General features: G+C 41.0%; 26 protein-coding genes, 2 tRNA genes and 1 riboswitch. Of the genes, 18 read left to right on the top strand and 10 right to left on the bottom strand.

Going from position 1 to position 26,197, the window contains the following annotated elements:
• Nucleotides 1–75 precede the first annotated feature (75 nt).
• From TVG_RS05725 to TVG_RS05705, 5 genes are all read left to right on the top strand, one after another.
• Nucleotides 76–459 carry a hypothetical protein gene (locus TVG_RS05725; protein WP_010917324.1) on the top strand — a complete coding sequence of 128 codons (384 nt, stop codon included), beginning with the start codon at nucleotides 76–78 and terminating at the stop codon, nucleotides 457–459.
• Entirely contained in the window at nucleotides 446–1,405 is a 960-nt protein-coding gene (locus tag TVG_RS05720) for an AAA family ATPase (protein ID WP_010917323.1), read from the top strand. Before TVG_RS05725 ends, TVG_RS05720 begins: the two co-directional genes overlap by 14 nt.
• Complete coding sequence (locus tag TVG_RS05715) at nucleotides 1,402–2,703, top strand: DUF58 domain-containing protein (RefSeq protein WP_010917322.1); 1,302 nt, start codon at nucleotides 1,402–1,404, stop codon at nucleotides 2,701–2,703. The genes TVG_RS05720 and TVG_RS05715 overlap by 4 nt, the downstream gene beginning before the upstream one ends.
• Nucleotides 2,704–3,543: a hypothetical protein gene (locus TVG_RS05710; RefSeq protein WP_010917321.1), complete on the top strand. Its 840-nt coding sequence runs from the start codon at nucleotides 2,704–2,706 to the stop codon at nucleotides 3,541–3,543.
• A gap of 163 nt (nucleotides 3,544–3,706) precedes the next feature.
• The gene (locus tag TVG_RS05705; RefSeq protein WP_010917320.1) at nucleotides 3,707–4,447 is read left to right on the top strand and encodes a DNA polymerase sliding clamp; all 741 of its coding nucleotides are present in this window, start codon (nucleotides 3,707–3,709) and stop codon (nucleotides 4,445–4,447) included.
• A gap of 14 nt (nucleotides 4,448–4,461) precedes the next feature.
• On the opposite strand, the gene TVG_RS05700 is transcribed toward TVG_RS05705, so the two are convergent.
• Both TVG_RS05700 and TVG_RS05695 read right to left on the bottom strand, forming a co-directional pair.
• Nucleotides 4,462–4,740 carry a hypothetical protein gene (locus tag TVG_RS05700; protein ID WP_010917319.1) on the bottom strand — a complete coding sequence of 93 codons (279 nt, stop codon included), beginning with the start codon at nucleotides 4,738–4,740 and terminating at the stop codon, nucleotides 4,462–4,464.
• Between the two features lie 154 nt (nucleotides 4,741–4,894).
• Nucleotides 4,895–4,979 (bottom strand) — tRNA-Leu (locus tag TVG_RS05695).
• Between the two features lie 240 nt (nucleotides 4,980–5,219).
• On the opposite strand from TVG_RS05695, the gene TVG_RS05690 reads away from it, so the two are divergent.
• Complete coding sequence (locus TVG_RS05690; protein WP_010917318.1) at nucleotides 5,220–6,395, top strand: MFS transporter; 1,176 nt, start codon at nucleotides 5,220–5,222, stop codon at nucleotides 6,393–6,395.
• A 34-nt stretch (nucleotides 6,396–6,429) separates the two neighbouring features.
• Here TVG_RS05690 and TVG_RS05685 read toward each other — a convergent pair whose 3' ends face one another.
• Nucleotides 6,430–7,131: an SDR family oxidoreductase gene (locus TVG_RS05685; protein ID WP_010917317.1), complete on the bottom strand. Its 702-nt coding sequence runs from the start codon at nucleotides 7,129–7,131 to the stop codon at nucleotides 6,430–6,432.
• Between the two features lie 336 nt (nucleotides 7,132–7,467).
• On the opposite strand from TVG_RS05685, the gene albA reads away from it, so the two are divergent.
• From albA to TVG_RS05665, 5 genes are all read left to right on the top strand, one after another.
• Nucleotides 7,468–7,737, top strand: a complete 270-nt coding sequence (gene albA / locus TVG_RS05680; protein WP_010917316.1) for a DNA-binding protein Alba — start codon at nucleotides 7,468–7,470, stop codon at nucleotides 7,735–7,737.
• Between the two features lie 595 nt (nucleotides 7,738–8,332).
• On the top strand, nucleotides 8,333–9,313 hold the full coding sequence (locus TVG_RS05675) for a polyprenyl synthetase family protein (protein WP_010917315.1): 981 nt from the start codon (nucleotides 8,333–8,335) through the stop codon (nucleotides 9,311–9,313).
• 9 nt (nucleotides 9,314–9,322) lie between these two features.
• A complete protein-coding gene (locus TVG_RS05670) occupies nucleotides 9,323–10,486 on the top strand; it encodes an ArsA family ATPase (RefSeq protein ID WP_010917314.1) in 1,164 nt (387 codons plus the stop codon).
• 7 nt (nucleotides 10,487–10,493) lie between these two features.
• On the top strand, nucleotides 10,494–10,670 hold the full coding sequence (locus tag TVG_RS08565) for a hypothetical protein (protein ID WP_010917313.1): 177 nt from the start codon (nucleotides 10,494–10,496) through the stop codon (nucleotides 10,668–10,670).
• 53 nt (nucleotides 10,671–10,723) lie between these two features.
• Nucleotides 10,724–12,268, top strand: coding sequence for an L-piperidine-6-carboxylate dehydrogenase (locus TVG_RS05665; RefSeq protein WP_010917312.1), 1,545 nt, complete (start codon nucleotides 10,724–10,726; stop codon nucleotides 12,266–12,268).
• Between the two features lie 13 nt (nucleotides 12,269–12,281).
• Here the strand turns inward: TVG_RS05665 and TVG_RS05660 are convergent, their stop codons facing one another.
• Nucleotides 12,282–13,502, bottom strand: coding sequence for an MFS transporter (locus TVG_RS05660; protein WP_010917311.1), 1,221 nt, complete (start codon nucleotides 13,500–13,502; stop codon nucleotides 12,282–12,284).
• Nucleotides 13,487–13,595: riboswitch (TPP riboswitch) on the bottom strand. (Overlaps the previous gene by 16 nt.)
• A 53-nt stretch (nucleotides 13,596–13,648) precedes the next feature.
• Nucleotides 13,649–14,629, bottom strand: a complete 981-nt coding sequence (gene moaA / locus TVG_RS05655; protein WP_010917310.1) for a GTP 3',8-cyclase MoaA — start codon at nucleotides 14,627–14,629, stop codon at nucleotides 13,649–13,651.
• A gap of 185 nt (nucleotides 14,630–14,814) precedes the next feature.
• Here moaA and tuf point away from each other — a divergent pair, with 185 nt between their 5' ends.
• The 3 genes from tuf to TVG_RS05640 are packed head-to-tail and all read left to right on the top strand — an operon-like array spanning nucleotide 14,815 to nucleotide 18,644.
• Nucleotides 14,815–16,089 (top strand): translation elongation factor EF-1 subunit alpha, encoded by a 1,275-nt coding sequence (gene tuf / locus TVG_RS05650; RefSeq protein ID WP_010917309.1) that lies wholly within the window; start codon nucleotides 14,815–14,817, stop codon nucleotides 16,087–16,089.
• 5 nt (nucleotides 16,090–16,094) lie between these two features.
• On the top strand, nucleotides 16,095–16,409 hold the full coding sequence (gene rpsJ, locus TVG_RS05645) for a 30S ribosomal protein S10 (protein WP_010917308.1): 315 nt from the start codon (nucleotides 16,095–16,097) through the stop codon (nucleotides 16,407–16,409).
• A gap of 36 nt (nucleotides 16,410–16,445) precedes the next feature.
• On the top strand, nucleotides 16,446–18,644 hold the full coding sequence (locus tag TVG_RS05640) for an elongation factor EF-2 (RefSeq protein WP_010917307.1): 2,199 nt from the start codon (nucleotides 16,446–16,448) through the stop codon (nucleotides 18,642–18,644).
• A gap of 21 nt (nucleotides 18,645–18,665) precedes the next feature.
• Here the strand turns inward: TVG_RS05640 and TVG_RS05635 are convergent, their stop codons facing one another.
• Nucleotides 18,666–19,436 carry an ABC transporter substrate-binding protein gene (locus TVG_RS05635; RefSeq protein WP_010917306.1) on the bottom strand — a complete coding sequence of 257 codons (771 nt, stop codon included), beginning with the start codon at nucleotides 19,434–19,436 and terminating at the stop codon, nucleotides 18,666–18,668.
• A 541-nt stretch (nucleotides 19,437–19,977) separates the two neighbouring features.
• Between TVG_RS05635 and TVG_RS05630 the strand changes: the two genes are divergently transcribed.
• From TVG_RS05630 to TVG_RS05625, 3 genes are read left to right on the top strand one after another with little or no spacing between them, the layout of a single operon-like run.
• The gene (locus TVG_RS05630) at nucleotides 19,978–20,370 is read left to right on the top strand and encodes a hypothetical protein (protein ID WP_156769110.1); all 393 of its coding nucleotides are present in this window, start codon (nucleotides 19,978–19,980) and stop codon (nucleotides 20,368–20,370) included.
• Nucleotides 20,330–20,569: a hypothetical protein gene (locus tag TVG_RS08560; RefSeq protein ID WP_156769109.1), complete on the top strand. Its 240-nt coding sequence runs from the start codon at nucleotides 20,330–20,332 to the stop codon at nucleotides 20,567–20,569. The genes TVG_RS05630 and TVG_RS08560 overlap by 41 nt, the downstream gene beginning before the upstream one ends.
• Before the next feature lie 2 nt (nucleotides 20,570–20,571).
• Nucleotides 20,572–22,431, top strand: coding sequence for a type B DNA-directed DNA polymerase (locus TVG_RS05625; RefSeq protein WP_010917303.1), 1,860 nt, complete (start codon nucleotides 20,572–20,574; stop codon nucleotides 22,429–22,431).
• Here the strand turns inward: TVG_RS05625 and TVG_RS05620 are convergent.
• Genes TVG_RS05620 through TVG_RS08830 form a run of 3 tightly spaced genes read right to left on the bottom strand, consistent with a single transcriptional unit; the run spans nucleotide 22,382 to nucleotide 24,863 of the window.
• A complete protein-coding gene (locus TVG_RS05620) occupies nucleotides 22,382–23,491 on the bottom strand; it encodes a Cdc6/Cdc18 family protein (protein WP_010917302.1) in 1,110 nt (369 codons plus the stop codon). The genes TVG_RS05625 and TVG_RS05620 overlap by 50 nt on opposite strands.
• A 44-nt stretch (nucleotides 23,492–23,535) precedes the next feature.
• The gene (locus tag TVG_RS08835; protein WP_241760330.1) at nucleotides 23,536–24,204 is read right to left on the bottom strand and encodes an MFS transporter; all 669 of its coding nucleotides are present in this window, start codon (nucleotides 24,202–24,204) and stop codon (nucleotides 23,536–23,538) included.
• A gap of 26 nt (nucleotides 24,205–24,230) precedes the next feature.
• Nucleotides 24,231–24,863: an MFS transporter gene (locus TVG_RS08830; RefSeq protein WP_241760263.1), complete on the bottom strand. Its 633-nt coding sequence runs from the start codon at nucleotides 24,861–24,863 to the stop codon at nucleotides 24,231–24,233.
• Between the two features lie 131 nt (nucleotides 24,864–24,994).
• On the opposite strand from TVG_RS08830, the gene TVG_RS05610 reads away from it, so the two are divergent.
• A tRNA-Leu gene (locus tag TVG_RS05610) sits at nucleotides 24,995–25,079 on the top strand.
• Nucleotides 25,080–25,565: 486 nt separating this feature from the next.
• On the opposite strand, the gene TVG_RS09010 is transcribed toward TVG_RS05610, so the two are convergent.
• Nucleotides 25,566–25,688, bottom strand: a complete 123-nt coding sequence (locus tag TVG_RS09010; protein ID WP_083755849.1) for a transposase — start codon at nucleotides 25,686–25,688, stop codon at nucleotides 25,566–25,568.
• Between the last annotated feature and the right edge of the window lie 509 nt (nucleotides 25,689–26,197).

Below are 26,197 nucleotides of genomic sequence, written 5' to 3'. Positions count from 1 at the left end.
TTATTTTTTTCTAATCTTATTGCATACCCCTTGCTGATTTTTAGATTTTTGATACCTGTAGTTCTACTATTCATTATGGTTTTTCTGGTTAAAAGATATTCTAAAAAAGCTGTACCGGATGACTATCCATCTGAACAACAGAAGAGGGAGAGTTTCCAAACGCCGAATGATTATATAAGTACTGAATATCCCCATGTAAAGAATAATGATATAGACTACTACCTCAGGTTAATAGAGAGGGAACTCGATTACGCGGATAACATATTATCTTCTTACAAGCACCTCCTTAAGATGTATCGGAAGTACGATGCCATGTCCCATTCTTCAATTACTAGGCGCAGGAAAAGAGCCGCTGTAAAAAAGGAGGAACTCTTTGAGGAAATAGTAAGAATATACGCTAGGTTGGGGAAACTAAAGTATGATATTGTAGTAGCTGGTGGTGTGGGTGGAAAGTACTAGTGAGCTTGAGGATCTTAGAAATACTGTAGTAAGCATAGAAGAAAGTATAGGAAAAAGAGTTATTGGATCTAGAAGAATCGTTAGGTTTATGTTTATAGCCCTCCTCACAGGCAACCACATACTTCTTGAAGGGGTACCGGGCCTAGCAAAGACCATGCTTGCAAACGAGTTTGCAAGGCATACAAAAATGGAATTCAAGAGGATACAGTTCACTCCGGATATGCTTCCTTCTGATATTACCGGTACCATAATGTTCAACATAGAGTCTAGGAAGATGGAATTCAAGGAAGGTCCCCTCTTTGCCAACGTTGTTTTGGCAGACGAAATTAACAGAACACCTCCGAAGGTGCAGTCTGCCCTTCTGGAGGCCATGGAGGAAGTTCACGTAACTGTAGGTGGTGAAACACATTCTCTCCCTAAGCCTTTCTTTGTCATTGCGACTCAGAATCCAGTAGAGCAGGAAGGTACTTTTCCGCTAGCGGAGGCCCTTATGGATAGGTTCCTTTTCAGATATTATCTTGATTACCCAAGCCGTGAAGACGAGATCAACATATTGAATTCAATGGGAAATTCGGAGGATCCATCAATAGTCCTTCTACCGGACGAAATAATGCACTTCAGGTCAGAAGTTGATAATGTGTACGTATCTGATGAGATCAAAGAATACATCGTTGATCTTATGAGAAAGACGAGAGAAGACGAACTTGTATATCTGGGTGCAAGCCCGAGAACAACCTCTAAATACATAAAGGCTGCAAGGGCAAATGCCCTCATAAGCGGTAGAAGCTATGTTATTCCAGAGGATATACTGTATATGGCATTCGAAATACTAAATCATAGGCTCATACTAAAGCCGGAAGCAGTGGTTGATGAAACAGATGACATCAAAAATATCGTCAAGAGAATCGTAGATAAAGTAGTATCTGAAACGCCGTATCCAAAATGATAAGGAAAATAGGGTATTTGATAATCAGCGCTACGATCTACAACATTTTCGAATCAATTATATTAGGCTATAAATATTATATAATATTCTCTTTTATACTTTTCTTCGTATTTACATCGGATATACTTATATTCAATCTTTCGTCCCGCAGGTATCTTCCCAACGTAGAGGTCGATTTACGAGTAGGATCTGAAAAAGTTAGGAAGTATTCCAAGCACAACGTTTTTGTATCATTTCTCAATAAAAACAATGGTGTAGTGTCATTTCACTACTATGTTTATACCTCAGATACATTTAAGCTTACAGGGGATTACGAAAATTTTCTAACACTTGGGCCGTATGAACGCGTTGAAAAGTCGTTTGTAATAGAACCAACTACGATAGGGAACTATGTGTTGGGTCCAGTTTCAATATATACTGAAGATGGGATGAAACTAGCTATAGAGCGTTTAGAAGTTTCGAAGAGCGTTGATCTCAAAGTAGCTCCTTCTCTCTCTGAGACTATGGCAGCAAGGAGCGAAAGGCTCAGCAACATGCTGTACTATACTGGAGTGCATTATAATAAAAAGGCTGGCGAAGGCTACGACTTTCTTTCGTTGCGTGAATATTACCCAGGTGATGAAATAAGATACGTAGCATGGTCCAGGTTCGGGAGGACGAGGGGAGACGATCTTTACGTCAAGCAAATGGAAGAAGAAAGGATCATAGACGTGTTATTTGTGGTGGATTACGGTATTGGAATGAATCATGGCCACGATGGTATAAGGATGTTTGATACCGTAATATCTGATGTTCTAAAGACCTCTTACAAAATAAGGAAAAACCAAGATGGAGTTGGATTTATGATTTCTTCGAGCGCTTTTGAGTATTACATAAAGCCCTCAAGGACTGCAAGGCCTGTGGAGGATCTTGAGAAAGTAGTATCCGGGATAAGGCCTGCTGGGAAGTTCGACTTTGTCAACATAGTACAAGATACAAAGAAAAAGGTCAAGAAAAGCACCTTGATAATGATCATATCTTCTTTTTCTTCGACCGACAACATTATGAGAGGCTTAGAGGACCTAAAAGGCTACAAGGCGATGTTTTTTGTCCTGAATCCGTACGAATTCATAGTTGATGGCACGGAGAACATGACATTAAGGTATACGCTATTTACAAGACAATACGCTATTTCAAAAGCTATTGCCTCAGTTATCAAGTCAAGGGGTTTTCGTTCAGATGTTTGCGGCAGGAAGGATCTTTACAGAAAGCTAGTTTCAGCTTACATTTATGCTAAGATGACTAACATGGGTGAGTGAATGGCGTACGCTGACTATGGAAAATGGGCCATTGTTGTAAACATTGGAGTAATGGCACCACCACTGGCAATTCTTCTTTACGTGATGCCAAGGACGTACATTTACGCTAATATTGCGGTATTCCTCATATTTTCAGCTGCTCCTTTTATAAGGAGAATACTTCGGAAACCGTTTATGGATCTAGTATACCCAATAGCTGTACTTGTCGTCTCGGCTTCCATTATTATAGGGCTGCTCCTTCGTGAAGGCCTTGTTAAAAATAAATATTACGTACTTGCAACGCAGCTAAACGAACCATTTATGGTTTCGATATCACTTGCAGTTGCTGTTATAACTTTGGTAGAGGGAATATTCGCTACTAAGCTATACTCAGTAATAACACTTATGGCTTTTTCTACACTCAGTACGCTTGATCTGCTTGCGGCACTCACGGTGCAGTCCATTACCGGATACCCATTTTTTACATCCTTCTTCTATGTTGAGCTTATGGAATACGAGGCCCTATTCACCCTTGTATTTTATGGGTATGAGTATAGCTTACCGCTCGCAACCTTTGCAGTGCCCATAAATAGTGAGTTGATTGCAGCCTTCATCATTTCTTTAGCCTCCATAATAGTAAGATCCTATATGAACGGAAATCGATCGATAGACAGGATACGTTCATTCGCGTTCTCCATATTCTACGGATCGATAATTGGTGTCGCAGCAGTCTACGTGGTCAACGTTTCTGAATCCTTCAATCTTCAGTTTCTTTTGATATCGGTTATTATTTTGCTTATGGTATACTTCGTCATTAAGACGTCGAAGCCTATAAAGAAGAAGGATCGAAACAGCGGTTGAGACGCTAATTCTTTTCAAACAATAACCTCCAGACATTGTGATTACATATAAATGTTGTGCATAGATAATTCAGCAAAAATTAATAAGATACAATGTATCTCTTCGAGTTGAATGGTGAATTGTGCTGCTTTGATTGCAGGCAGTTGTTACTGTGGTGTTAGATATGATTAGAATGAATATTTCGGTTAGAAACCTTAAGGAGATTACGGATCTGCTCAGTACTATAGTGTCAGAGGCTAAATTCAAAGTGGACGAGAACGGCATGAGCGTTACTGCGGTCGATCCAGCTCACGTCGCGATGATAAGGCTTGAAGTTCCAAAAGAAGTATTCAGCGAATTTCGATCAGATGGTACAGAAGAAATAGCATTGGACATAGACAGGCTAAAGTCTGTGATAAGACTCGCGAACTCTTCTGAAAATGTGGGTATAACGAAAGACAAAGAGAAACTCAAGTTCGACCTTGGAAATATAAGTAAAAGCGTCTCACTGTTGGATCCATCTACTATCGTAACGCCAAAGATACCAAATATTGCCTCTGAGTATTATGCAATAATAAAGAGATCTGATTTTGAACGTGGGTTGAGGGCGGCTGAGGACATCTCTGATTCCATAAGATTTGTACTCTCCTCCGAGGGATTCAGAGCAACCTCTCACTCCGAATCCGAAGAATCAGAAATGGTACTTCCAAAGGATATGCTTTCAGATTTATCCTGCTCCGATACTATAAAGAGCTCCTATCCGCTCGAGTACCTATTGAAGTTCATCAAAGCAGTATCTTCAGCCGATAGCTTAAAAATAAGCTTCAGAGATGATTATCCGCTTTCTATAGAGTTTTACCTTGATCAAAACCCATCAGCTAAAATTAAAGGGTTGTTCCTGCTTGCTCCGAGAATGGAGCAATAACACAGGCTAAAATTTTATCTATAAAGTGGTTGTCCGCCTTCATTACTCTTTTTTGGCTTAACTATAAGTTCTTTCGGTACTTTAACAAGCCTGATTATGTTTGTCGCCTGTATCATGTAGTTTGGTATGCCAGTATTAGGATCGTTACCATTCCTTAATATAGAGACAATCTCCATTTTTATTTGGAGTATTGATCCGTCCTTCAGCTTAACCGTTATCCATTTAGGTTCTTCTTCAGTTTCAAACTCTATTAGTTCTCCGTCAGGGGGAAAATTACCACCAGGGAATGCCATGTGTCTGCATACTCTTATGCGATATTAATGTTCCTAGATTTTTGAAGTGAATCAGCTTCGATAAACTGTTACTAAGATCAGTTTGCTGAGAACTATTGCAATTGTCCCAAAGCTTTAGGTGTTATTTTAACAAAGAATAACCAAAATTTAGCAATGCGAGGGGCGGGATTTGAACCCGCGAACCCCTGCGGGACAGGATCTTAAGTCCTGCACTGTTGGCCTGGCTTAGTTACCCTCGCATCCACCGCATCGTGTCAAAGCATAAGAATTTTTTACATTGACGTAGACGGATTGAACAAGATATTTTAGAGACGATACGAATACATTAACTTTGGAAATGAAAATAAAGTTGGATACACAGGCAAAATCATTGGATATTTTTCATATGATTTGCCAAAGAATGAGGTGAATTATTTATTTTTCGGGCAGAACAATATACGTCACAATCTATAAATATACAATGAGACGATTATGAAAGAATGGCATCCTCGACAAAGGCCTATGCTCCACTTGTCTCATACTGGATTATGCTATTTGCAATAGGTATGGGCTGGTTTATTCTTTCTCCACTCGTCCCATCAATTGTACAATCCCTTAATGTCCAGACATCTCTCGTAATATTTATAATTACGCTCTATGGATATGCGATGGTTATATTCGGTCTTGTTGCAGGATACATATCAGCAGTTCGAAATGTTTACAATTCTTTATTAGCTTCTGCAATTCTAACTTTTGTGGGCTTAACAGTACGTGCATTTGTCAACAGATTCGATCTTTTCTTCTCTTTTTCAGTCATTGCTGCTGTTGGCTATCCCCTTGCTATGGCTCCCGTTGGCAGCGTTGCTGATTCTATATCTCCAAAAAGTGCACATACTGTGATAGGGATCAGTGTCGGATTATTGTTCTTCGGTATGGCGGTGGGATCATTCACCGCACCAGGGCTTGAGGAACATTTTGGTCTAAAGTTTACTTTGATAGTTCCAGCTATTTTGTCCGCCATATCCCTTGTATTGATCGCTTCCATGCACTCTTCGTTCCCTAGGTACTATAGGGCCAGGAGCCTTAAAGGATCTTTCAGTGTTGGGATGGTGAAGAACTGGTACGTTGGACTTAGCATAGCTTCTATGTCGGTTATGTTCTCAAGCATAGCCGCATCGGTGCTAATAATGCACAATATAAACCATTTGCAGGCCCTGAACTATGCAGGCATCTTCGGCGGACTTGCGTTCGTTGGATCAGCGTTTGGAGCCGTTCTTCTCCCCCTTATTTTTGGTAAATACGGAGGTTTGAAAATTGGTTTGATAGTTTCTGGTCTTCTTTCCTTCTTTTCCATATCTATCCTTGCAATATTGATATCGCTAACAAGATTACTTTCGGCAATAGCCGTTTCGTACTTCATTTTTGGGTTCTTCGGAAATGCATACTGGTCAATGGCCATGACATCCGTTACGTATTATGCAAGTAGTCCGGATAAGGCAGGTCTTTCAACTGCTATGTTTAGTGTTGCAAGCAACGCTGGCGTTGCCGTAATCCCAGTATTTTTGGGTACTGCTTTTCTCAGGCAGTCAACTTTAATTCTGGGCGTCTCTATCGTTTTGGCTATGGAATTCGTATCGGCAGTCCTTGCTTTTACTCTCAAATACAAGCCATCATGATCTTCGAAATTCGATGGAAAAACGAAATACGATCTTAAAGGGATGAACCCTTGTCAACGTATATTATGTTGCCTGTTACTCCAAGAGATAGATCGCTCATGAGGAATACTACCACGTTTGAAATAAGCTCCGGATCCACATTTTGTGTTCCAGGTTGCCATTCTATCTTATCTTTATCGTGAGGCTTCTGGGATATGATTGAGGTAGAAATACCGTTAACCCTGATGCCTTTCTGCCTCAATATTTTCGCTGAAATTTCAACTAGCCTATTTAATCCAGCTTTCGAAAGGCTATACGAAACTGAAGATTCTGCGATCTTCCTAGAAGCAAAAACGCTGGTGATGAAAACAATTGAGGATCCTTTATCCAACATTCCACTGATAGCACTAAGCACAAGTATGGGAATTTTGAGATTTGCCTCGATCATTTGGTCAAATGCAGTTATAGAATCTAAGGAATCCGAAGCATAACCACCAACTTCAACTACTACGCCTTTTATTTGGTAATTTAAGGATGAAAAATGCTTCTTAAGTGATGCAAGTCCTTCTCTTTTAGATAAATCCACTGCGAAATACTCGATGTCACCGTATTTTCTGAGTTCAGAACCCATATTTTCAAGCTTCTCTTTATTTCTAGCAATAATACTAACTTTGAACCCAGACTTAAGTAAGTTTAGTGCAGTAAAGTAGCCTAGGTTTTCACCAGTACCTGCTATTAATACTCTCTCTGTTGCCATGAAAATTCAGAACGCTGGAGAATATAGATATTATGTATGATAGCATATTACAAAAACTATGATAGTTTTCGAAATTGTCATTAAGATGTACTTTTTGTTTGAAATGAAATGTTGCACATAGAAACCCGCTCTTTCGTTGTTGTCGCAAGCCGGATGCTTGTATAAAACGCAATAGCTTATCCTGAATAGGTTTGCTAGGAATAGCTTGCACTTAAGAAAGATGATATCATTGCGGAATGCACGTTTCTATATAATTCATAATTAATATTAATATTTGTTACAGCTTTGCGATACAATTATATATTAATGAGAAATCCATTGCGGTAGTGATCAAAAATGGCAGAGGAAAATATAATCTTTGTAGGAAAAAAACCAACGATGAACTACGTCCTTGCAGTGGTTACGCAGTTTAACAACAACGCCAACAAGATAATAATTAAAGCGCGTGGAAAAACAATAAGCAAAGCAGTCGATGTAGCTGAAATAACAAGACACAAGTTCATACCAGACGCAAAGTACGAAGAGATAAGACTTGATACAGAGACCCTTCAGGGAGAGAGGGGCAGCTCTAATGTTTCTTCCATTGAAATAACTCTGTCGCGCTGATGAGGCGTGGCAGATAAGTTTTATAATTTATGTTCTTGGATATAATTATAGTTTATTGGCTTGGAGCTGTATAAAAATAACACGTTATTGAATCGATTGCAATATTGCTACACCATTTAATATCTTCTGATATCAGGCATAATGCAAATTGTATTTCCTTTTAATACCACCTTACAACATTCGTCTTTTGTTTCTATATCCTTCTATAATGAATTTACAAGGGAATATAGCAAGAAAGCTGCGGTCTTGAGGAGATGAAGTTCGAAAGGCGTGTATCGATATATTTAATTTATTTTCGTAACCTATGCGGATACTAGAAATAACATCGAAAGAGTACTCTAGGTATGGATGCATGGTGATTAGTGATAGTAAATTATCCGAGTGTACAGCTCGTGGACACGTTGACCACGCTTAGGACGACTGTGATCCCAGGACATCCGAAGCTTTAGCTAGGAAAGAATGTCAGGTTATGTGCGAATGCACATAATTATACTATAACTTATTCGGAAGATAAGAACATAAAGAGATAGATTATTGGTTAACTGGTTCGAAACGGTTAAAACTTTTAATACGATATGAGGATAGAACTGAGTTCATGAAAAGCTTCTATGAATGGGAACTAGCCCTCCACAGCAAGATTGAGGAAGTCAACGAAAGGCTCTTTGAAGTGGTTAAAAGCGAAGAACCTGATCTTGACCGAATGGCAAAATATACCATAGAAGCCGGCGGCAAGAGGTTCAGGCCCCTCCTTACGATCCTGGCCTTTGAATCCAGCACAGATGATCCTTATTTTAAGATATTAGACCTCGCAGCTGGTTACGAACTAATACACACTGCGAGTTTGATCCACGACGATATAATCGATGATTCACCTATGCGGAGGGGAAGGCCAACCTTAAGTTATAAAGAAGGAATAAATAATGCAATAGTTGTTGCTGATTACTTGTTTGCAAAAGCCTATGAGTTAGGATCTAGGTACGGCCCTCTTGTTTCGAAGGTCATGGCGGATGCATCAAGCCGGTTAGCCGAAGGGCAAATACTTGAAGCCGTTAACTTGGGAAATCTTGATATAACAGAAGATACATACTATAAGATTATAGAGAACAAAACGGCACATTTCTTTGAAGCTTGCGCCCTTGGTGCAACAATAGTAGCCGAAGCAGATCGTCCAACAAGGGAAATACTATCAAATTTTGCATTCAACCTCGGCATGGCTTTCCAAGTGACGGATGACATACTGGACATAGTAGGAGATGATAGGTACACAGGCAAACCCACTTTTGTGGATATAAAACACGATGCACTAACTCTGCCTATTATTTACGCATTGAGAAACTCCAATGATAACGATAGAAGGGCGATCATAGACATGATCAACGGAAGGAGGGAAATTAACAAATCCTTGCTTAAGGACATATTTCTGAAGAGCGGATCTATAGACTATTCTTTCTCTGTGGCTAAGCAGTACATTACGAAATCTATGGACTATCTGAAAAAAGCAAAGAAGTCTCCAGACATAGATCTGTTAATGGAGTTAGCCTTCATAGTAATTGATAGAATTGAAATATTCCAATGAGGTGAAAATATGAAACCTAGAATATTGCTTTATACTGGAAAAGGCGGTGTTGGAAAGACATCAATAGCAGCTGCAACAGGTTCGCTATTGGCTGCGGAAGGAAAGAAAACGCTTATAATATCAACAGATCCAGCCCACAGTCTTGGGGATGCGTTCGGGATGGAAATTGGGCATAACATTAAGAAGCTAGGAGAAAACCTTTATGGGCAGGAAGTAAGCGTAGTCCAATCGATTAATGAGCATTGGGGCGAGCTAAAAGATTATCTCCGCTCCTTATTTTTATCACAGGGGCTGGATCCAGTTTCTGCAGATGAGATAGCTACATTGCCCGGCTTCGAGGAAGCCTCGGAACTACTATACCTCAGGAACTACTATTACGATGAAGAGTATGATACCATAGTTATGGATAGCGCGCCAACTGGAGCTGCCCTCCAGCTGCTATCCTTCCCAGAGGTTATGACATGGTACATGGACAAGCTTTTCCCCCTTGGTAGGAAAACTGCGCGTGTCGCTAGGCCTATACTAAAGCCATTTGTAGACATACCGTTGCCGGACGATGAGGTATTCGAAAATATTGATTTGCTTTATAAACAGCTTACAGACATTAGAAAGATCCTCACAAACAATGAAGTGACATCCATTCGGTTAGTTACTAATCCTGATAATATGTCTTTCAGTGAAACGAAGAGAGCCTATACCTATTTACTTCTGTATGGTTATCCTGTTGACGCCGTAGTAATAAACAAGATACTTTCAGACGAAACTGGCGGCTTCTTTGAGAAGATGAGGGTGAATCAGCAGGACATAATAGATGAAATGGAGCACTCATTTGTTGATGTCAAGGTTTTCAAAGTAAAACTTCTTCAGGAAGAGCCTATAGGCCATGAAAAATTAGTTGAATTAGGAAAACTTATCTATGGAGACGAAGATCCATACAAGATATTCTATAAAGGCACACCGATAAAGTATTCGAAAAGCGGCGAAAAATACATACTAAAGATAAAGATGCCGTTCGCCGCAAAGGAGAACATAAACCTTTTCAACCATGGGGGTGAACTTACTATAGAGATAGAGAATTGGAAGCGGGTGTTTTATCTACCAGAATCCATCTCTGATAGGAGGCCGGTATCGGCGGAATATTCAAATGGATATTTGAATGTTGTACTTGAGTGATGCAAGTATGGACATAGAGATAACTATCAAACTATCCAAAAAGACTTATGAAAGGCTTGAGAGGCTGTTTTACCTTGCTACTTTGCCAGAAAACTTTGCTAAATTACAGAGAGAGATAAGAGAAGCAAGCAAGCCTAAGTCTGAAAGCGAGAAGGATAAATTCAGAAAAATTGAAATAAAATAAGTTTTCATCATTCGTGAATAAAGATCAAAATTAATATACATTTTTTCACTACAATGCATATGGCAGCAGTATTAGAAGAAGACGCTCTTTCTATTCTAGGTCTTGAGAGGGTTAACTCTGGGATATACGACGGAGAATGGAAGAAGCCAGCTGGCAAGATGCTTACAGTCTATAGCCCAATTGATGGAAGCGAGATAGCAAAGATTTCTATGGCTACCCGGGAAGATTATGATGAAATGGTCAAAAAAGCCCAAGAGGAGTTCAAGAAGTGGAGAATGATCCCAGCCCCAAAACGTGGCCTGATAATTAAGGATATAGGGGATGAATTAAGGAAAGAGAAGAGAAACCTTGGCAGGATAGTTACGATAGAGGCAGGAAAGACTCCGAGCGAAGGGGAGGGGGAGATACAGGAGATGATAGATATCTCCGATCTCGCTCTTGGTCTTTCAAGGCAACTTTACGGACTTACCATAGCCAGTGAAAGGCCTTATCATAGGATGTATGAACAATGGGTTCCACTTGGCCCAATTGCCGTTATAACTTCTTTCAACTTCCCAGCTTCTGTATGGTCATGGAATTCTTTTATAGCAGCCGTAACTGGTGATGTCGTTATTTGGAAGCCATCTTCAAAGGCAGCGCTCACAGCAGTAGCCGTCATGAAGGTTATTGAGCGGGTATTGAAGAGGAATAATGTACCTAACATATTCTACCTTATGGTCAGTTCTGGAAGTGAAGGTGGGGATTGGATAACAAATGATCCGAGAATACCTCTCGTCTCATTTACCGGATCAGTTCCAGTTGGTAGGAAGATATCAGAAAATGTAGCAAAGAGATTAGGCAAATCCATACTGGAACTAGGCGGAAACAATGGTGCAATTGTGTCTGATAAAGCAGATATCGATCTAGCCCTTCGTGGAGTTGTATTCGGTGCACTAGCTACAGCAGGTCAGAGATGTACTACTACCCGCCGTGTCATTGTGAGCGAAAAGATATACGATGAATTCGTTAAGAAGCTTGTCAATGCCTATTCCAAAGTAAAGGTAGGCGACCCCAGGGAGAAGGGTGTACTAGTCGGCCCTCTCATAGACGAGGATGCAGTTCGTGACTATGAAGGGGCAATCAGCGAAGCCGTGAAACAGGGTGGAAAAGTCTTATATGGCGGAAAGAAAATAAGTCTTAAGGGTTACGAGAAAGGGCATTATGTCGAACCCACAATAATAGAGGCAAATCCCAACATGCCAATAGTCAAGGAAGAAACGTTTGCTCCAATACTTTACGTAATGAAGTATAAGACTATCGAAGAAGCATTGGAAATACATAACAGCGTCCCACAGGGTCTTTCGTCATCCATATTTACCACTGATCTGCGCGAGGAAGAAGCTTTTCTCTCGCCCTACGGATCGGATTGCGGCCTTGCGAACGTCAATACTAGCACTGCCGGTGCAGAGATCGGCGGAGCATTCGGAGGAGAAAAAGATACTGGCGGTGGAAGAGAGAGCGGCAGCGATGCCTGGAAGTTTTACATGAGAAGGCAGACGGTGACCAAGAACTGGGGGCAGACTCTGCCGCTTGCCCAGGATGTGGTATTTGATTTCTAAATTTTTTATTACATTATATTAAGCTTTTGTTTAATGTTTCATAACCCTTCGAATACCACAGTATTGATCCTATGGAACCAATGACCCATATAATGGTTGCGAATACCATGTATTCGAATACACTTATACCATTCAAAACAAAGATGGATACTATGTACAGGGCATATGCTATTCCTCTAACAGCTGCTATGCCGGAACCTCTCCTAATTGTAGTGAACAGCTCAGGCTGAAGGATTTCTCTAACGGCCCAGCCGAGTTCTCCAAAGAATGAATTTATGACGAGCAATACTAGGAAAACGAAGAAGGGTAAGCTGCTTATCAGGTATAGAAGAAAGACAGCCATGGAGAGAAAACCACCCATATATGCGATGACTGAAGTTAACCTTCTTCCTATTCTGTCAATAAAGGCTATTATTGCAAATCCAGATATTGCTTCTCCAAGCCCGTATATAAAAGGTATAATTGATGTATATTTCGGATATTCGTATGGGCCAAGTATATCTGCAACCAGGGCAAATGTGAGAACAATTGTTATGGCGAACATTGAAAGGACGATGAATGGAATCACATGCATCTGGGGCTTCTCTATTAAGGTATCGCTATTCTTGGTGTAGAACCATCTTAGGCTTTCTGGGATACGACTCCGCGTATAGAGAGCAATAGTGATCCCGCCTATGGCCATTACCCCAAAAATAAGCTTCTCAATAGCAATTGAGTACCCAAATGCTATAAATATTCCGGATATGGCTGCAACGCCTACGTTTGCAGAGTTTGAAACCAATACAAGTACTTTACCTCTATACTTCAGTGGAAATTGCTCTGCAAGAAATGCAAGTGATACGGTCTCTTCACCTCCAAATCCAAATTCAGCTATGAATATGGAGGCAAGGATCTCAAAGAAATTTCTAGAAAAGATTATACCAAGGATACCTGCGATTCCTAGAGCAAGCGTGGCCATAAAAAGAGATTTTCTGCCAAGCAAATCTGATGTTCTCCCAAGGACAACATTTCCAATCAGAAGGCCTGCTGGTGAAGAAAGCAGTACGTACATATAGCCCCATGAGGGTACGATTGGCCATTCCGTGACTAATGGTGCTGTAACAAGAAGAAGGCCCCATACAAAGAAGCTTGCTATCATTGTTAGCGCCATTGATGTGTGTATTCTATTCCACTCAGCTGTGTCAAGAAATTTTCTTACTTCGTCGTAATCCCGAAAACTATAATCAAACAACATACTTCCCTCCGCCGGCATTACCCGGATCAGGTTCAAAGGGTCGATCCTTCTCGGATCCTCTCAGCCTCTTACGAAGCTCCCCTTATCGTCCTCTTATTTATATCATAAATAAATAGTTCATGTGTCAAGAAATGTGAATTTCGATTTTATTTTCTCTTATTTTGAATAATGCTTTTAGCTAGAACCTCGTTCTGTCTAACTTCATCGCCAGGCCTCCAATACGGTTCTCTTCTTAGCACTGCTTGGCGGAATAGTTCGGAGATAGTTTTTTCGTCATTTATGCCTTTGAACTTTACGTTTGTATCTGAACGCATGAGGCACGTCTTGAACTCGCCTTCTGATGTAATGCGCAAACGTGTGCAGTGGGCACAAAAGTCTGGATTACGTTGTGGTTTTACGAATTCAACTTTCACTTCGCCTGCCTGTGTTCTTATAATATACCTTGGTCTATTATGCAGCTCGTTTCTTTCTATTGATAGCGCCTTGTCTGCGATTTCTTTTTCCAGACTGTCAAGGGGCATATGGTACTTTAAGTATTCTTTTGATGATTCTCCTTCCCTAGTCGTCTCGTATTCTATAAGCTGCAGTATCGCATGTTTCTCTGCCGCCAATTCTATCATGTCAGGTATCTGATCCACGTTTAGATCTCGGAGAACTACAAAGTTAATCTTAACAGGAGTAAGGCCAGCTTCGTTTGCTGCATCTATAGCTTTAATTATCCTGTCCCGCGAATTGACTCCAGTTATAGCTTGAAAAGTGTCTTCATCAAAGGCATGCATTGATATATTCACCCTGTCTAGCCCAGCCTTCTTAAGTTCGTATGCTAGAATTGGAAGCATAACACCGTTAGTTGTCATTGATATGTTGCCAGTTATGTACTTCCTTATTCTCTTCACTATATCGATTAGATCTCTTCGAAGTGTAGGTTCCCCACCGGTAAGCTTTATCTTATTTACCCCAAATTTGTGGGCTATCTTTACTACTCTTTCGATTTCTTCAGGTTTAAGCGCTTCTCCACTGATCTCTGTACCTTCCATATGGCAGAAGAAGCAGTTAAAATTGCACGTCGTATTGAGCTGTATCCTAAGGCTTAAAACGGGTCTGCCGTATAGATCTGTTAAAACCATAGCTGAATAGATTAAGCATTTATCCTTATTAACATTATCTAACAGTAAATACCGACAAAACTTGACTTACATCGGATCGCTGTATGTCTCCTTTTTCACGAAAAAGCTAAATAAGGATCAACATATTAGGGTTCAAACTGCGAGAGAGTAAATATTCTCCAGGTATTGATAAAAAGGTGAAAATAATGGCAAGTCAGAAACCACACCTAAATCTGATAACGATAGGTCACGTAGATCATGGAAAGTCTACGCTAGTAGGAAGGCTCCTCTTTGAGCACGGAGAGATCCCGGCACATATTATAGAGGAATACAGAAAGGAAGCTGAGCAGAAGGGTAAGGCAACGTTCGAGTTTGCTTGGGTCATGGACCGGTTCAAGGAGGAAAGAGAGAGAGGAGTTACAATAGACCTGGCACACAGGAAGTTTGAAACAGATAAGTACTACTTTACACTTATCGATGCTCCTGGTCACAGGGACTTTGTCAAAAACATGATTACAGGTACAAGCCAAGCAGATGCTGCCATATTGGTTATATCTGCCAGGGAAGGAGAGGGTGTAATGGAACAAACCAGGGAACATGCTTTCCTTGCGAGGACACTGGGTGTACCTCAGATAGTTGTCGCAATAAACAAAATGGATGCTACTGAGCCTCCATTCAGTGAAAAGAGGTTCAATGAAGTTAAAGCTGATGCTGAGAAGCTGCTCAAGACCATTGGATACAAGGATGCTACGTTCGTGCCTATAAGCGGTTATAAGGGAGACAACGTAACAAAGCCTAGCCCAAATATGCCATGGTACAAGGGGCCATCTCTTCTTCAGGCATTGGATGCATTTAAGGTGCCAGAAAAACCAATAAACAAACCACTCAGAGTGCCTGTTGAGGATGTTTATTCTATAACTGGTATTGGAACAGTTCCAGTGGGCAGAGTTGAGACCGGAGTTTTGAAACCAGGTGACAAGGTAATATTCCTGCCTGCAGACAAGCAAGGCGATGTTAAGTCCATAGAGATGCACCACGAACCTCTTCAGCAGGCTGAGCCAGGCGACAACATAGGTTTCAACGTCAGAGGTATCGCAAAGAATGACATAAAGCGTGGCGACGTATGCGGTCACCTTGATTCTCCACCGACAGTCGTAAGGGCATTCACTGCTCAGATAGTGGTTCTCAACCACCCCAGCGTTATTGCCCCTGGTTACAAGCCCGTTTTCCACGTACACACAGCACAGGTAGCTTGCAAGATAGATGAGATAGTCAGGACTCTAAACCCGAAGGATGGTACGACGTTGAAGGATAAGCCAGACTTCATAAAGACTGGGGATATAGCTATAGTTAAAGTCATACCGGACAAGCCATTGGTGATTGAAAAGGTATCCGAGATACCGCAGCTTGGAAGGTTTGCGGTCCGTGATATGGGCCAAACTGTAGCTGCGGGTCAGTGTATTGATCTGGAAAAGAGGTAATCTTTATGGCTTCCTATAAGGCAAGGATTTCACTGAGTGGCACTGAGCACAAAATAGTTGACATGGTATGCAGCGAGATCAAAGAGATCGCCAGCAGGACGGGAGTGGAAATTCATGGGCCTATGCCGCTCCCAACAAAAAAATTAGTTGTCCCTGTCAGAAAGAGTCCAGACGGGGAAGGAACAAATACGTGGGATCATTGGGAGATGAGAATACATAAAAGACTCATAGATGTGGATGCTGATGAGAGGACGTTGCGTCAACTTATGAGGATACCGATACCCGACGGTGTGCAAATAGAGATACAGATAAAGAGTTAATTTTTTTTAATATTATATTAAACTAGGTGTTTATTTATGGGACGAAAAGAAGATAATATTGAGAAGGCACTAAGAATTGTTGAGCATACGGAACTGGTAAGGAATATAGGTATAGTTGCCCATATTGATCACGGTAAAACGACCCTTAGCGACAACCTTATTGCAGGGGCAGGAATGATGAGTGAAGAGCTTGCTGGTAAGCAGCTCGTACTTGATTATGATGAACAGGAGCAGGCTAGAGGCATAACGATAAATGCCGCCGTAGCCTCAATGGTGCACGCCTTTCAGGGGAAGGAATACTTAATTAACTTAATCGATACCCCTGGGCACGTGGACTTTGGCGGCGACGTAACAAGGGCAATGAGAGCAGTTGACGGGGTCATAGTAGTTGTAGATTCGGTAGAAGGCGTGATGCCACAGACTGAAACGGTTATCAGGCAGGCCCTCAGGGAATATGTAAAGCCCGTCCTGTTTATTAATAAGATAGACCGCCTGATAAATGAATTGAGGCTAAACAGCGACGAGATGCAAAAGAGATTCACGAAGATCATTTCAGATGTCAACAAGCTCATCTCAAAGTACGCTCCAAAAGAGTTTACAAAGGAATGGCAAGTTTCAGTTCAAGATGGGAAGGTTGCCTTTGGTTCTGCCTATAATAACTGGGCTATATCAGTACCATCAATGGCAGAGACCAAAATTACATTCAAAGATATAGTAGAGTATGTGAAGAACGGAAAACAGAAGGAACTGGCACAGAAAAACCAGCTGCACAAAATTATACTGAACATGGTTATACGGCATCTTCCAGATCCAAAAACAGCGCAGTCCTATAGGATAAAACAGATATGGAAGGGCGATCTTGAAACTGAAGTCGGTAAATCGATGGTTAGCTGCGACTTCAAGGGCCCAGTAGCAATGATGGTAACCAAGATAATAATTGATCCGCACGCAGGAGAAATAGCTATAGGCCGTCTTTTTAGCGGTACAGTTAAGAAGGGAACTGACCTTTATATTTCGGGCGACGGAAAGGGCAAGGTTCAGACCTTGGCGATGATGGTCGGCCCTGATAGGATACCAGTTGAGGAGGTAACGGCTGGTAACATAGCTGCGATAGTAGGCCTTAAGGGCGCTATAGCAGGTTCAACCGTTTCGTCAATAGAGAATATGGAACCATTTGAACCCATGATACACTACTCAGAACCAGTCGTGACGTTAGCCATAGAAGCCAAACATACTGCGGATCTTCCCAGATTAATAGATGTTTTAAGGGATATTTCGAAGGCAGATCCATCCATACAGGTGGATATTAACCAGGAGACAGGAGAACACCTGATTTCTGGTATGGGAGAATTGCACCTGGATGTGACGCTTTACAGGATAAAGAATGATTACAAGATTGAAGTTGAGACGTCAGAGCCTATAGTGGTATACCGTGAGACTGTAGAAAAGAAGGGAGGGCCATTCGAGGGAAAATCTCCAAACAAGCACAACAGGTTCTATTTTGAGGTCGAACCTTTGAAGCCAGAGGTTATACAGGCCATAGAAGATGGTGACATACCACAGGGATCCAAGTTTAAGGATAAGAAAACCATTATTGAGACTCTTGTGAGCAAAGGGATAGACAGGGAAGAAGCTAGGGGACTTGTGTGTGTAGAGGGAACAAATATAATGTTTGATGTAACCAGGGGAATACAGTACCTTGATGAAACAATGGAACTGCTGATAGAAGCCTTCACGGAGGTCATGAACCGTGGCCCGTTAGCCAATGAAAAAGTCTTCGGAGTTAAGGCAAGGCTTGTTGATGCGAAGCTGCACGAGGATAGCATACACAGAGGCCCTGCACAGGTTATACCTGCAGGAAGGAACTCAATATACGGTGCAATGTGCGAAGCAAAGAGGATACTCCTCGAACCAGTCCAAAAGGTGTTTATTAACGTACCACAGGAAGAAATGGGATCAGCAATAAATGAAGTCCAGCAGAGGCGCGGTGTTATAGAGGACATGACTCAGGAAGGCGAGGAAGTATCTTTAGTTGCAAGAATACCGGTTTCAGGCATGTTTGGTTTCGCATCAGCCATCAGGAGCGCTACCGGAGGTAAAGTTCTCTGGAGCTTTGAAAATGCAGGCTATCAGAAGGTTCCCCCAGAGCTTCAAGATTCTGTGGTCAGGTCTATACGTGAGAGAAAGGGCCTTAGGCCGGAACCCTATGATGCTGACTATTACGCCTCGATGTAATCGTATAAATTTTTTTAATTTTTATTTATTTTTAGATTTCTCTATAATTGTATCGATCCATGGCAGAACCTCGGTAATAAAAGATGGTCCATGGTGTGCAAAGAAGTCGTAGTTTCCAGGCGTAACGAATACGTTATCGTTTTTGACTGCTTTTAAATCAGACCAGCCCCTTTCATTTACTATTTTATCCTCATCAATGGATCTGAACATCTTTGGTTCGAATATAATAATGTCTGGGTCCATTTTTTTAACATAACTAAAGTCTGGAGTTAGCCATTCTCTTCTTTCTCCCTGATATATGCTGTTTAAGCCCTTCAGGTAAAGAGCATCGGTTATGTAGCTGTATGCGCCAAATGATACGGGGCCGCCCAGGTCAAGCTCTATGTAAACCGTTCCAACTTTATAGTTTATCTTTCCTATTTGCTCTACTAAATTACGGTAAAGTTCCCTTGCTTCTTCTACAGCATCAGTTTCATAGCCAACTTCCATTACCAAGTTTAGTATCCCTGCCACATTGGACGGAAGCTTTAGCTCCTTTACATTGAATTTTTCAGAGAGCAAAGTCGAGAGATTGTGGGGGAACCCTGAAATAGTAAATATTACGTCTGGGTCTATCTCCTCAAGGATCTCCATCCTTACCGTTCCGTAACTCCCGACCTTGCGTATTCTTCTAGCTTTATCTGGCCTTACGCAGAAAGCGGAGTCTCCGATCACGTATTCACCCAGCCCTATCATGAATAGTATCTCTGTGATCGCAGGGCTTAATGATACTATACGTTCGTATCTAGGCATACTCTAGTATCTTAAGCTTTTTGTTTAAGGTTTGCAATAGCCATTTTAACATTTTTCCTTTTTCCATTTTGCAATAGTTGCAGAAAAACTATTACAAGAAACGTTTATGGCTATGGATAAGAGATGATTTTCTGGATTTATTTGTTATTGGTTAACTTACGTGTACACATATTTTTTGTAAAAATTGATTTTTCAGTCTGAGGTTATATATGTGGCATCGCCTTAAACTTTTAAGCTCTAGAACCATGTTTTGCGAGAAAAAATTGAACAAAAAAATGCAGTTGTGATTTTACGTATCCATTACGTTATGGAAGATAAAGGCGATAGTCTTTGTTAAATATTTTAATTCCACATCCATTGCAATTCATTGAGCAATGGCAGCAATTATGTAGATATTCCGTTTTAATTTTTTAAGGGCAGTATAACAGTATCACCGAATTACGCAGCCAGTAACTTCTAGATTATTTCTCATCTCTAGAGTTTTCAGGAATCATTTTCCATAGGCACTTAATGGATATATATGCCTGGTAATTTGATAATAATGGACAATATGGATATGGAATATCCAATCATAGAGGATTTGCTACACCAATACAGCAGTTTTCACCTTCTACTGTCTGATGGCATAGTTATAGACGAAGACAAGATAAATGATGGGGCAAGGATACAAAGGATACTCACAGTGCACCAGCTAGTAAGGATACTTGTAGATCAGGATGAGGATCCATACATAATATTGATTAGACATGATGTTGTTAATGGATGGAATAACGAAGACATAGAGAATCTGTACGATGTTATGCGAATTAAAAGCTATTACAGAAACTGCGACATATACTTCGTTGTTTTAGGTGGTACAAATATTTTCAACTTCATGATGTTGGGTGGCTTTTATGGGAAGGAGCATACCGAGTACGAGACAGAGCCTCTCTGACCTATCGTCTAAGATAGCTGAGATGGAGAAAGTCATGCGTAGATCAGATGCAGAGGTCTTACAGAGACTCCTATCCTATGGCAAATCCCATGCGGCAGAAGTTTTGTTTTCTGGCCTTGATGCAGAGACGGGTTTCATCATTTCAGTGCTGATCGAGGTGATGAAACGATTATCAATGCAAGAGGATCAGACGAAATAACTGTGTATGAATATACAGGAAATAATAAGATAAAGAAGAAGAGGTACAGAAATAGCACTTGGATATTTGTTTCTGGTGATAGGTACGATCTTGACAACCTTGCTAGGGATCTTGATCAATCAAGTTTGAGGTATGAATGGGCAGAGATGCCTGATGTTTACGGGTATATATTGGGCCTAAAAATATATACCCGCCCTTCGTCTGCTTACAGGCTCGGAAACCTAATTTACGCTAAGCTTGGGTATGGGAGGCGCTTTCGCGTCTACAATGCGGACATAGATCCTGTCCTGAGGTTTATGGCCTCAAACGGCCTAGAGTTTTTCCAGCTAAGGACATTTTATGACGAAGACCCTGATTTGAATGTTATTTACGTATCTTGCACCAGCAGTTCTTGTAAAGTAAACGGAAAGGCCGTAAATGACCAGGCACTTGAGGATATGTTATTTGATTCGCATGTAGTAGTATACGATGGGCCAGAATATTTCTACAGGAAGCTCTCCATGATAGGTGTGCCAGCTAGATATTACCCAGGCCGTTCTTTTACTTCATATGGGCAAATATATTTCAGGGATGCATACATCGATATACAGGATAGGATTGCCATACCTGCCTCATCCTTTCTCTACAGCGAAAGTGGGTTAAGCGGTATATTTGAAGTATCAAGAGTATCATACCTTAATCCTGTATCAGTTTCTATAGTAACTCCTGGAACTGCAGTTTCCTCTATGGAAGTGGCGCTTGCCGTTAATAGGGGCCTTCTAGTTCCGATGAAAAAGGACGACCATGAAGGCCAAAAGAGCCCAGAGGAACTTATAAAGAGGGATAGGGGTGGCCTAGTGTTCCAACCTGTACCTGGGATATATAGAGATGTCTATGAAATAGACTTTTCTTCAATGTACCCAAGCATAATAGTGAAGTATAATCTTTCTCCGGGCAACGTAAAGTTTCTTCCAGAAGCACTAAACGGCTTGCTTGAAAGAAGGCTTTTTTACAAGAGGATATCTGCATCTTCTGAAGTTTATAGCAATAGGAACGCTGCACTGAAATGGTTATTGCTGACTTCTTTCGGGTACACCGGGTATAAGAATGCAAAGTTTGGGAAGATTGAGGTGCATGAAGACATAACAGAAATAGGTAGAAAGCTGCTGGCAGATGCCATAAGTATAGCCCATGACCATGGATTTGAAATGATACATGGTATAGTGGATTCTCTGTGGATCAGCGGAAACGGTGACATAGAGGAGGTTATAAGGGAGATCAGAGAAAGAACAATGGTCGATATAGTTGTTAGCGGCCACTACAGATGGATAGTATTTTTGCCAGAAAATGATGGGAGCGGTTCGCCATCGCGTTATTATGGCCTAGACTACAACGGATCGTATAAGGTGAGAGGAATAGAACTTCGGAGGGCGGATGCTCCAGAGATATGCAAGAGGTTCCAGGTTGAGGCACTAGAAGTATTGCGAGAGTGCCGTACAGTGGAAGATGTTATGTCTTCTAAGGCGAAAATAGAAGCTCTTGAGCACAGATACATTAAGAACATAAGGCGATTTCCATTGAATTACTTCACGATTTCAAAGAAAATTACAAGGCATAGCAGTGAGTATTCTGTGAATACGGTAACAAGATCTGCATTAAAGGCCGCTGAGACCTTTGGTAAGGTGAGCTTAGGACAAATAATAAAGTATACTGTCTCGGATGAGAGTAGAAAGATAGTGAATCTTGATGATGACGGCACCATAGACTATAGATATTATGAGAGATGTCTCCGCCGTGCGTTCCAGCCGTTCGATTTTATATTCTCAACTAATTTCATGCCATCCCGTTTAGAAGATTTCCTATCTTTTCAGCTAGAACGCTGACTGGTACATCGTGAATTGATATCTTTTTCCTTACTCCGGAGGATTTCCCACTACTTTCAACATAGCTGTTGATTATGCCTAGCCCCTCAAGCTTTCTTAGGATCTCATATATGTCCATCTCTGGATCGAGGGAATACTGCTCTCGGAGTATCTTCAGCTGTTCTGACACACACGCTATGTCCGTGCTGACTGAATGCGATAGGCATCCGCATATAGCTAATAGAGCGGCGAGCTCGTATTTGTCTAGAGATGCCAGTTTGCTTTCTGTAACGTATGGGCTTATCATCGATTTGGCAGCCCTAACATCGTCATAGGAGATATTCTCCGATCGCCTGTACTCAGCTATGTGGGCTGCTTTAGCAAGTATGTCTATTGCAACCCTTGCACTTCCGAACTCCGATGATATCTCGGCAATATAGTCAATAATTGTATCATCGTAACTCGTAGTGTTCAATGACATCCTCGCCCTATCTCTCACTATTTCCAGTATCTCATCCTTGGAATACCTCTTGAACTTTAGCTCATTAAATAGCCCGTATGACCTCTTTATCCTCTGATTAAGGAGGAGGGCCGGATCGTCCATTGCTATGAATATGGCTGATATGTTTACATCAAAAGAATCCTTTGATCTAAATAGATAATAGAGGCCTTCCTCATCTGTCCTAAGTATATTCGCAGCTTCGTCAATTACTAGTATTACCGTTTTGTCGTATTTTTCAATGGCCTTCTCTAGCCTCGTGTATATGTTTGCGTAGGAAGCTCTCTCAGAAATTATTACGCCTTCGTGGGAAAGAAGCTCAACCAATACGTTTTTAACGGATCTATAGGATATTGCATTAATATAAAATATCTTAGGGTTCCTTACCTCTCTTGCAAGGAATCTCATTGTTACAGTCTTCCCAGTACCGGAATCCCCGTATATGATAAGGTTCGTAGTTATATTGTTTAAAGCAGGCTTAATGACGACCTCCATTATCTTGCTTATCTCGGAGTCCCTTGCCCTTAGTCTTTCTGGTATGAATGAAGATTCCAATATGTTGGGGTTTAGTAATATAACCACGCACTAAAATATTGGGATGATATTTTATCTTTGTTGTTTCTATCTTATTTAAGTGCAGTGGCCTTCGTCTCTGGAGCGAGAATTACCGTAACTATGAAACCAAGGAATTCAAATATAGCAAAAAAGAGGAGCCCTGCAGAAAGACTGAACGTGCCTATGAGCAGCGGAAATGCGAATACGCCAAGTATTGCCCCAATTCTGGATGCAGATGTAGCTATACCCATTGCAGTCCCACGCACGCGCGTCGGAAATATTTCCACAGGATAAACGTAAGTCAGGTTAGTAGGGCCTATGTTATGGAAGAGATGCATCATGGCAAATGCTATAAATATGAGAATGAAAGGCAATGTGTGGTGCATTGAATATAATCCGAAAGTAAGTAGGGATATACCAGCTAGGCCAAACCCGGCCGCCTGTAGCACCCTTCTGCCTATGCGGTCTATAAGTATTAGACATACTATAAATCCAGCTATGACTGGGAGGTCCTCAAGCAGGGTCGAAACTATGCTGCTTACAACCGAAATGCCTGTGGACACAAATATTGAGGGGGTATAGTTCCATACCCCATAGCTGGAAACATCGTATGCAAACCAGGCGATAGAGGCAAACATGATGAGAGGCAGGTACGATCCAGAAAATACGGATTTAATTGAACTACTGCCAGATTCAACAGATGGGACATCTACGTTCGGAGTGCCAGCTTCCTTCCCGATGTTCTCTGCTACTTTTTTTGCTTCTTTTACCTTCCGGCTTTCACTAGCCAGTAAGGGCTTTCAGGAAGGGCATGCCTTGAAATTATTACAGCGATGGGAATTATTGCACCTACGAAGTACATCCATCTCCATGAGGATGAACCAAAGTAACCTACGAGCGGTATGGATATTAGATAAAAAACTATGGACCCGATAGTCCACATAAAAATATTGAAGACTAAAAACCTGCCTCTTGATACCCGAGGAGAAAACTCTGCCTCTATTGATGAACTAAGTGGATAGTCCGCCCCTATTCCTATTCCAGCCAGCAGCTCAAAAATGAAAAATTCTGCGAAATTCCTCGATATTCCAGTTAGGACGAGAAACAAACTGGTTATGGCAAGATCATAAGTATACATTCTCTTCCTTCCAATGGTGTCCGAGAGATGCCCAATAACGAAACTTCCCACGAACATTCCAATATAAATGGCAGAGGCAGCAAGGGATACAAGTATCGATTTCACAAGTATATAGTTCTTAAGATAAGGAAGGGCTGCAGAAAAAATACTCAGCGCAAATCCATCCATAAAAACTCCCATGGATGAAAGTACGGTTACAGCTACAAAAATAGGAGTTATCCTTATCTGGTCGAATTGAACATAACCAGTTTTATAGTCCAATTCACATCAACAGTATATTAAGGTAATACTAAAATACTTTACTAGATCCAATTTTTCACGTTTGTTCATAATTAGGGCAATCGCAGTTGGAAGAGAAAAGATAAATTAGGGATAAACGATCAGCTATGGAAGCGGAGGTTGTCGAGACTGGCCAAAGGCGATGGATTTAGGGTCCATTCCCGCAGGGTTTCGAGGGTTCAAATCCCTCCCTCCGCATCTAGTAATTTGGTAAAGTGTCCACATTGCATAATATAGGGCCTAGTGATTTATTGCAACGTACCCTTTAATGAAGTAAGAAAATTATGTTATCTCTTTTAAGCTATCAACCTATTGCAGATAGACTTGGGAGCAATGTTTCATTCCTATTAAGGTTCTATTTTATACAGACATACAATATAGTACTACAGACTCTCCGCATGTCTTGCCGTTTAATTTAATTTCTTTGTTAAACTATGTAGTTTCATTCGTTAAAAGATGAATTAAGTGTATGACAAATTTAAATGGAGGGGATGATTTTTAATTATGAACAATAAAACAATCCGTCCAGATTTAAATTTCAATAATGTTAAAAAGTTTTTCTCTTTCCAGATGAACGATATATTTTCAAATAATATACATGAAGCCAAAATACAGTTCAGGAGATATTGTAAATAGTTTAAGATGTACTAATTGGTGTGGAAGAATTGTCATGACAACCATGAATCACGTATCGTACAGAATAAAAATTTTAGAAAAACTGATGAAGTCTATGCGGTTATGGATCTCCTTCTCCATGGCCTCATCAACCAGATTGTATAGAGACTGCAGGAAGAGTACCTTGACCATGAGTATGGGATCGTTGTTTGGTCTCCCCCCAGTTCTGTGTTATTTCTGTAGAGATCGGCAAGCATTGGCCTGAAAGCCTCCCAGTTTACCAGTTTCTCCATTTCAGCAAGCCTGTCTCCAAACTTTTAGAGTTCCTCATATTTCTCGCGGAGACCGTAATTCTTTATGTTCATGATGTTTGATCATGAACGCATGAATAAAGCTTTCTGTTACAGATGCCGCATATTACGGGTTCATGAGTAAGAACATCATGAAAGATCATGAGCGGGAAGACAGGGTGATTCAGCAAATTGGACAGGGGTTATTAGGAAAAGTGGATCTCTTTAACATTCTGGGGGTAAAAATACACACCCAATTTGACTGTCTCCAATTAGGGGACCTAACCAATAAAGTGTTTCATAGATCATTATGCCATATTAACAAAGAATTGGCCAATATCCAGTGTAATGCGAGGGATTTGTGCTGCGTAGAATTCAGGAAGAAAGAAGCTGATTGAATTTATCCCCACT

Source organism: Thermoplasma volcanium GSS1 (assembly GCF_000011185.1).
GTDB classification, from domain to species: domain Archaea; phylum Thermoplasmatota; class Thermoplasmata; order Thermoplasmatales; family Thermoplasmataceae; genus Thermoplasma; species Thermoplasma volcanium.
Note: the sequence above shows the minus strand (reverse complement) of the source record. Positions and strands in the feature narration are given on the sequence as shown.

Bases quoted from the DNA above. Each gene is read 5' to 3' on its own strand.
- TVG_RS05715 (WP_010917322.1), top strand. From the start codon at position 1,402: ATGATAAGGAAAATAGGGTATTTGATAATCAGCGCTACGATCTACAAC.
- TVG_RS05675 (WP_010917315.1), top strand. From the start codon at position 8,333: ATGAAAAGCTTCTATGAATGGGAACTAGCCCTCCACAGCAAGATTGAG.
- TVG_RS09010 (WP_083755849.1), bottom strand. From the start codon at position 25,688: ATGGTCAAGGTACTCTTCCTGCAGTCTCTATACAATCTGGTTGATGAG.
- albA (WP_010917316.1), top strand. From the start codon at position 7,468: ATGGCAGAGGAAAATATAATCTTTGTAGGAAAAAAACCAACGATGAAC.
- TVG_RS05705 (WP_010917320.1), top strand. From the start codon at position 3,707: ATGATTAGAATGAATATTTCGGTTAGAAACCTTAAGGAGATTACGGAT.
- rpsJ (WP_010917308.1), top strand. From the start codon at position 16,095: ATGGCTTCCTATAAGGCAAGGATTTCACTGAGTGGCACTGAGCACAAA.
- TVG_RS05640 (WP_010917307.1), top strand. From the start codon at position 16,446: ATGGGACGAAAAGAAGATAATATTGAGAAGGCACTAAGAATTGTTGAG.
- TVG_RS05665 (WP_010917312.1), top strand. From the start codon at position 10,724: ATGCATATGGCAGCAGTATTAGAAGAAGACGCTCTTTCTATTCTAGGT.
- TVG_RS05725 (WP_010917324.1), top strand. From the start codon at position 76: ATGGTTTTTCTGGTTAAAAGATATTCTAAAAAAGCTGTACCGGATGAC.
- TVG_RS05685 (WP_010917317.1), bottom strand. From the start codon at position 7,131: ATGGCAACAGAGAGAGTATTAATAGCAGGTACTGGTGAAAACCTAGGC.
- TVG_RS05670 (WP_010917314.1), top strand. From the start codon at position 9,323: ATGAAACCTAGAATATTGCTTTATACTGGAAAAGGCGGTGTTGGAAAG.
- TVG_RS05690 (WP_010917318.1), top strand. From the start codon at position 5,220: ATGGCATCCTCGACAAAGGCCTATGCTCCACTTGTCTCATACTGGATT.
- TVG_RS05635 (WP_010917306.1), bottom strand. From the start codon at position 19,436: ATGCCTAGATACGAACGTATAGTATCATTAAGCCCTGCGATCACAGAG.
- TVG_RS05630 (WP_156769110.1), top strand. From the start codon at position 19,978: ATGGACAATATGGATATGGAATATCCAATCATAGAGGATTTGCTACAC.
- TVG_RS05700 (WP_010917319.1), bottom strand. From the start codon at position 4,740: ATGGCATTCCCTGGTGGTAATTTTCCCCCTGACGGAGAACTAATAGAG.
- TVG_RS08565 (WP_010917313.1), top strand. From the start codon at position 10,494: ATGGACATAGAGATAACTATCAAACTATCCAAAAAGACTTATGAAAGG.
- tuf (WP_010917309.1), top strand. From the start codon at position 14,815: ATGGCAAGTCAGAAACCACACCTAAATCTGATAACGATAGGTCACGTA.
- moaA (WP_010917310.1), bottom strand. From the start codon at position 14,629: ATGGTTTTAACAGATCTATACGGCAGACCCGTTTTAAGCCTTAGGATA.
- TVG_RS05710 (WP_010917321.1), top strand. From the start codon at position 2,704: ATGGCGTACGCTGACTATGGAAAATGGGCCATTGTTGTAAACATTGGA.
- TVG_RS08560 (WP_156769109.1), top strand. From the start codon at position 20,330: ATGGGAAGGAGCATACCGAGTACGAGACAGAGCCTCTCTGACCTATCG.
- TVG_RS05660 (WP_010917311.1), bottom strand. From the start codon at position 13,502: ATGTTGTTTGATTATAGTTTTCGGGATTACGACGAAGTAAGAAAATTT.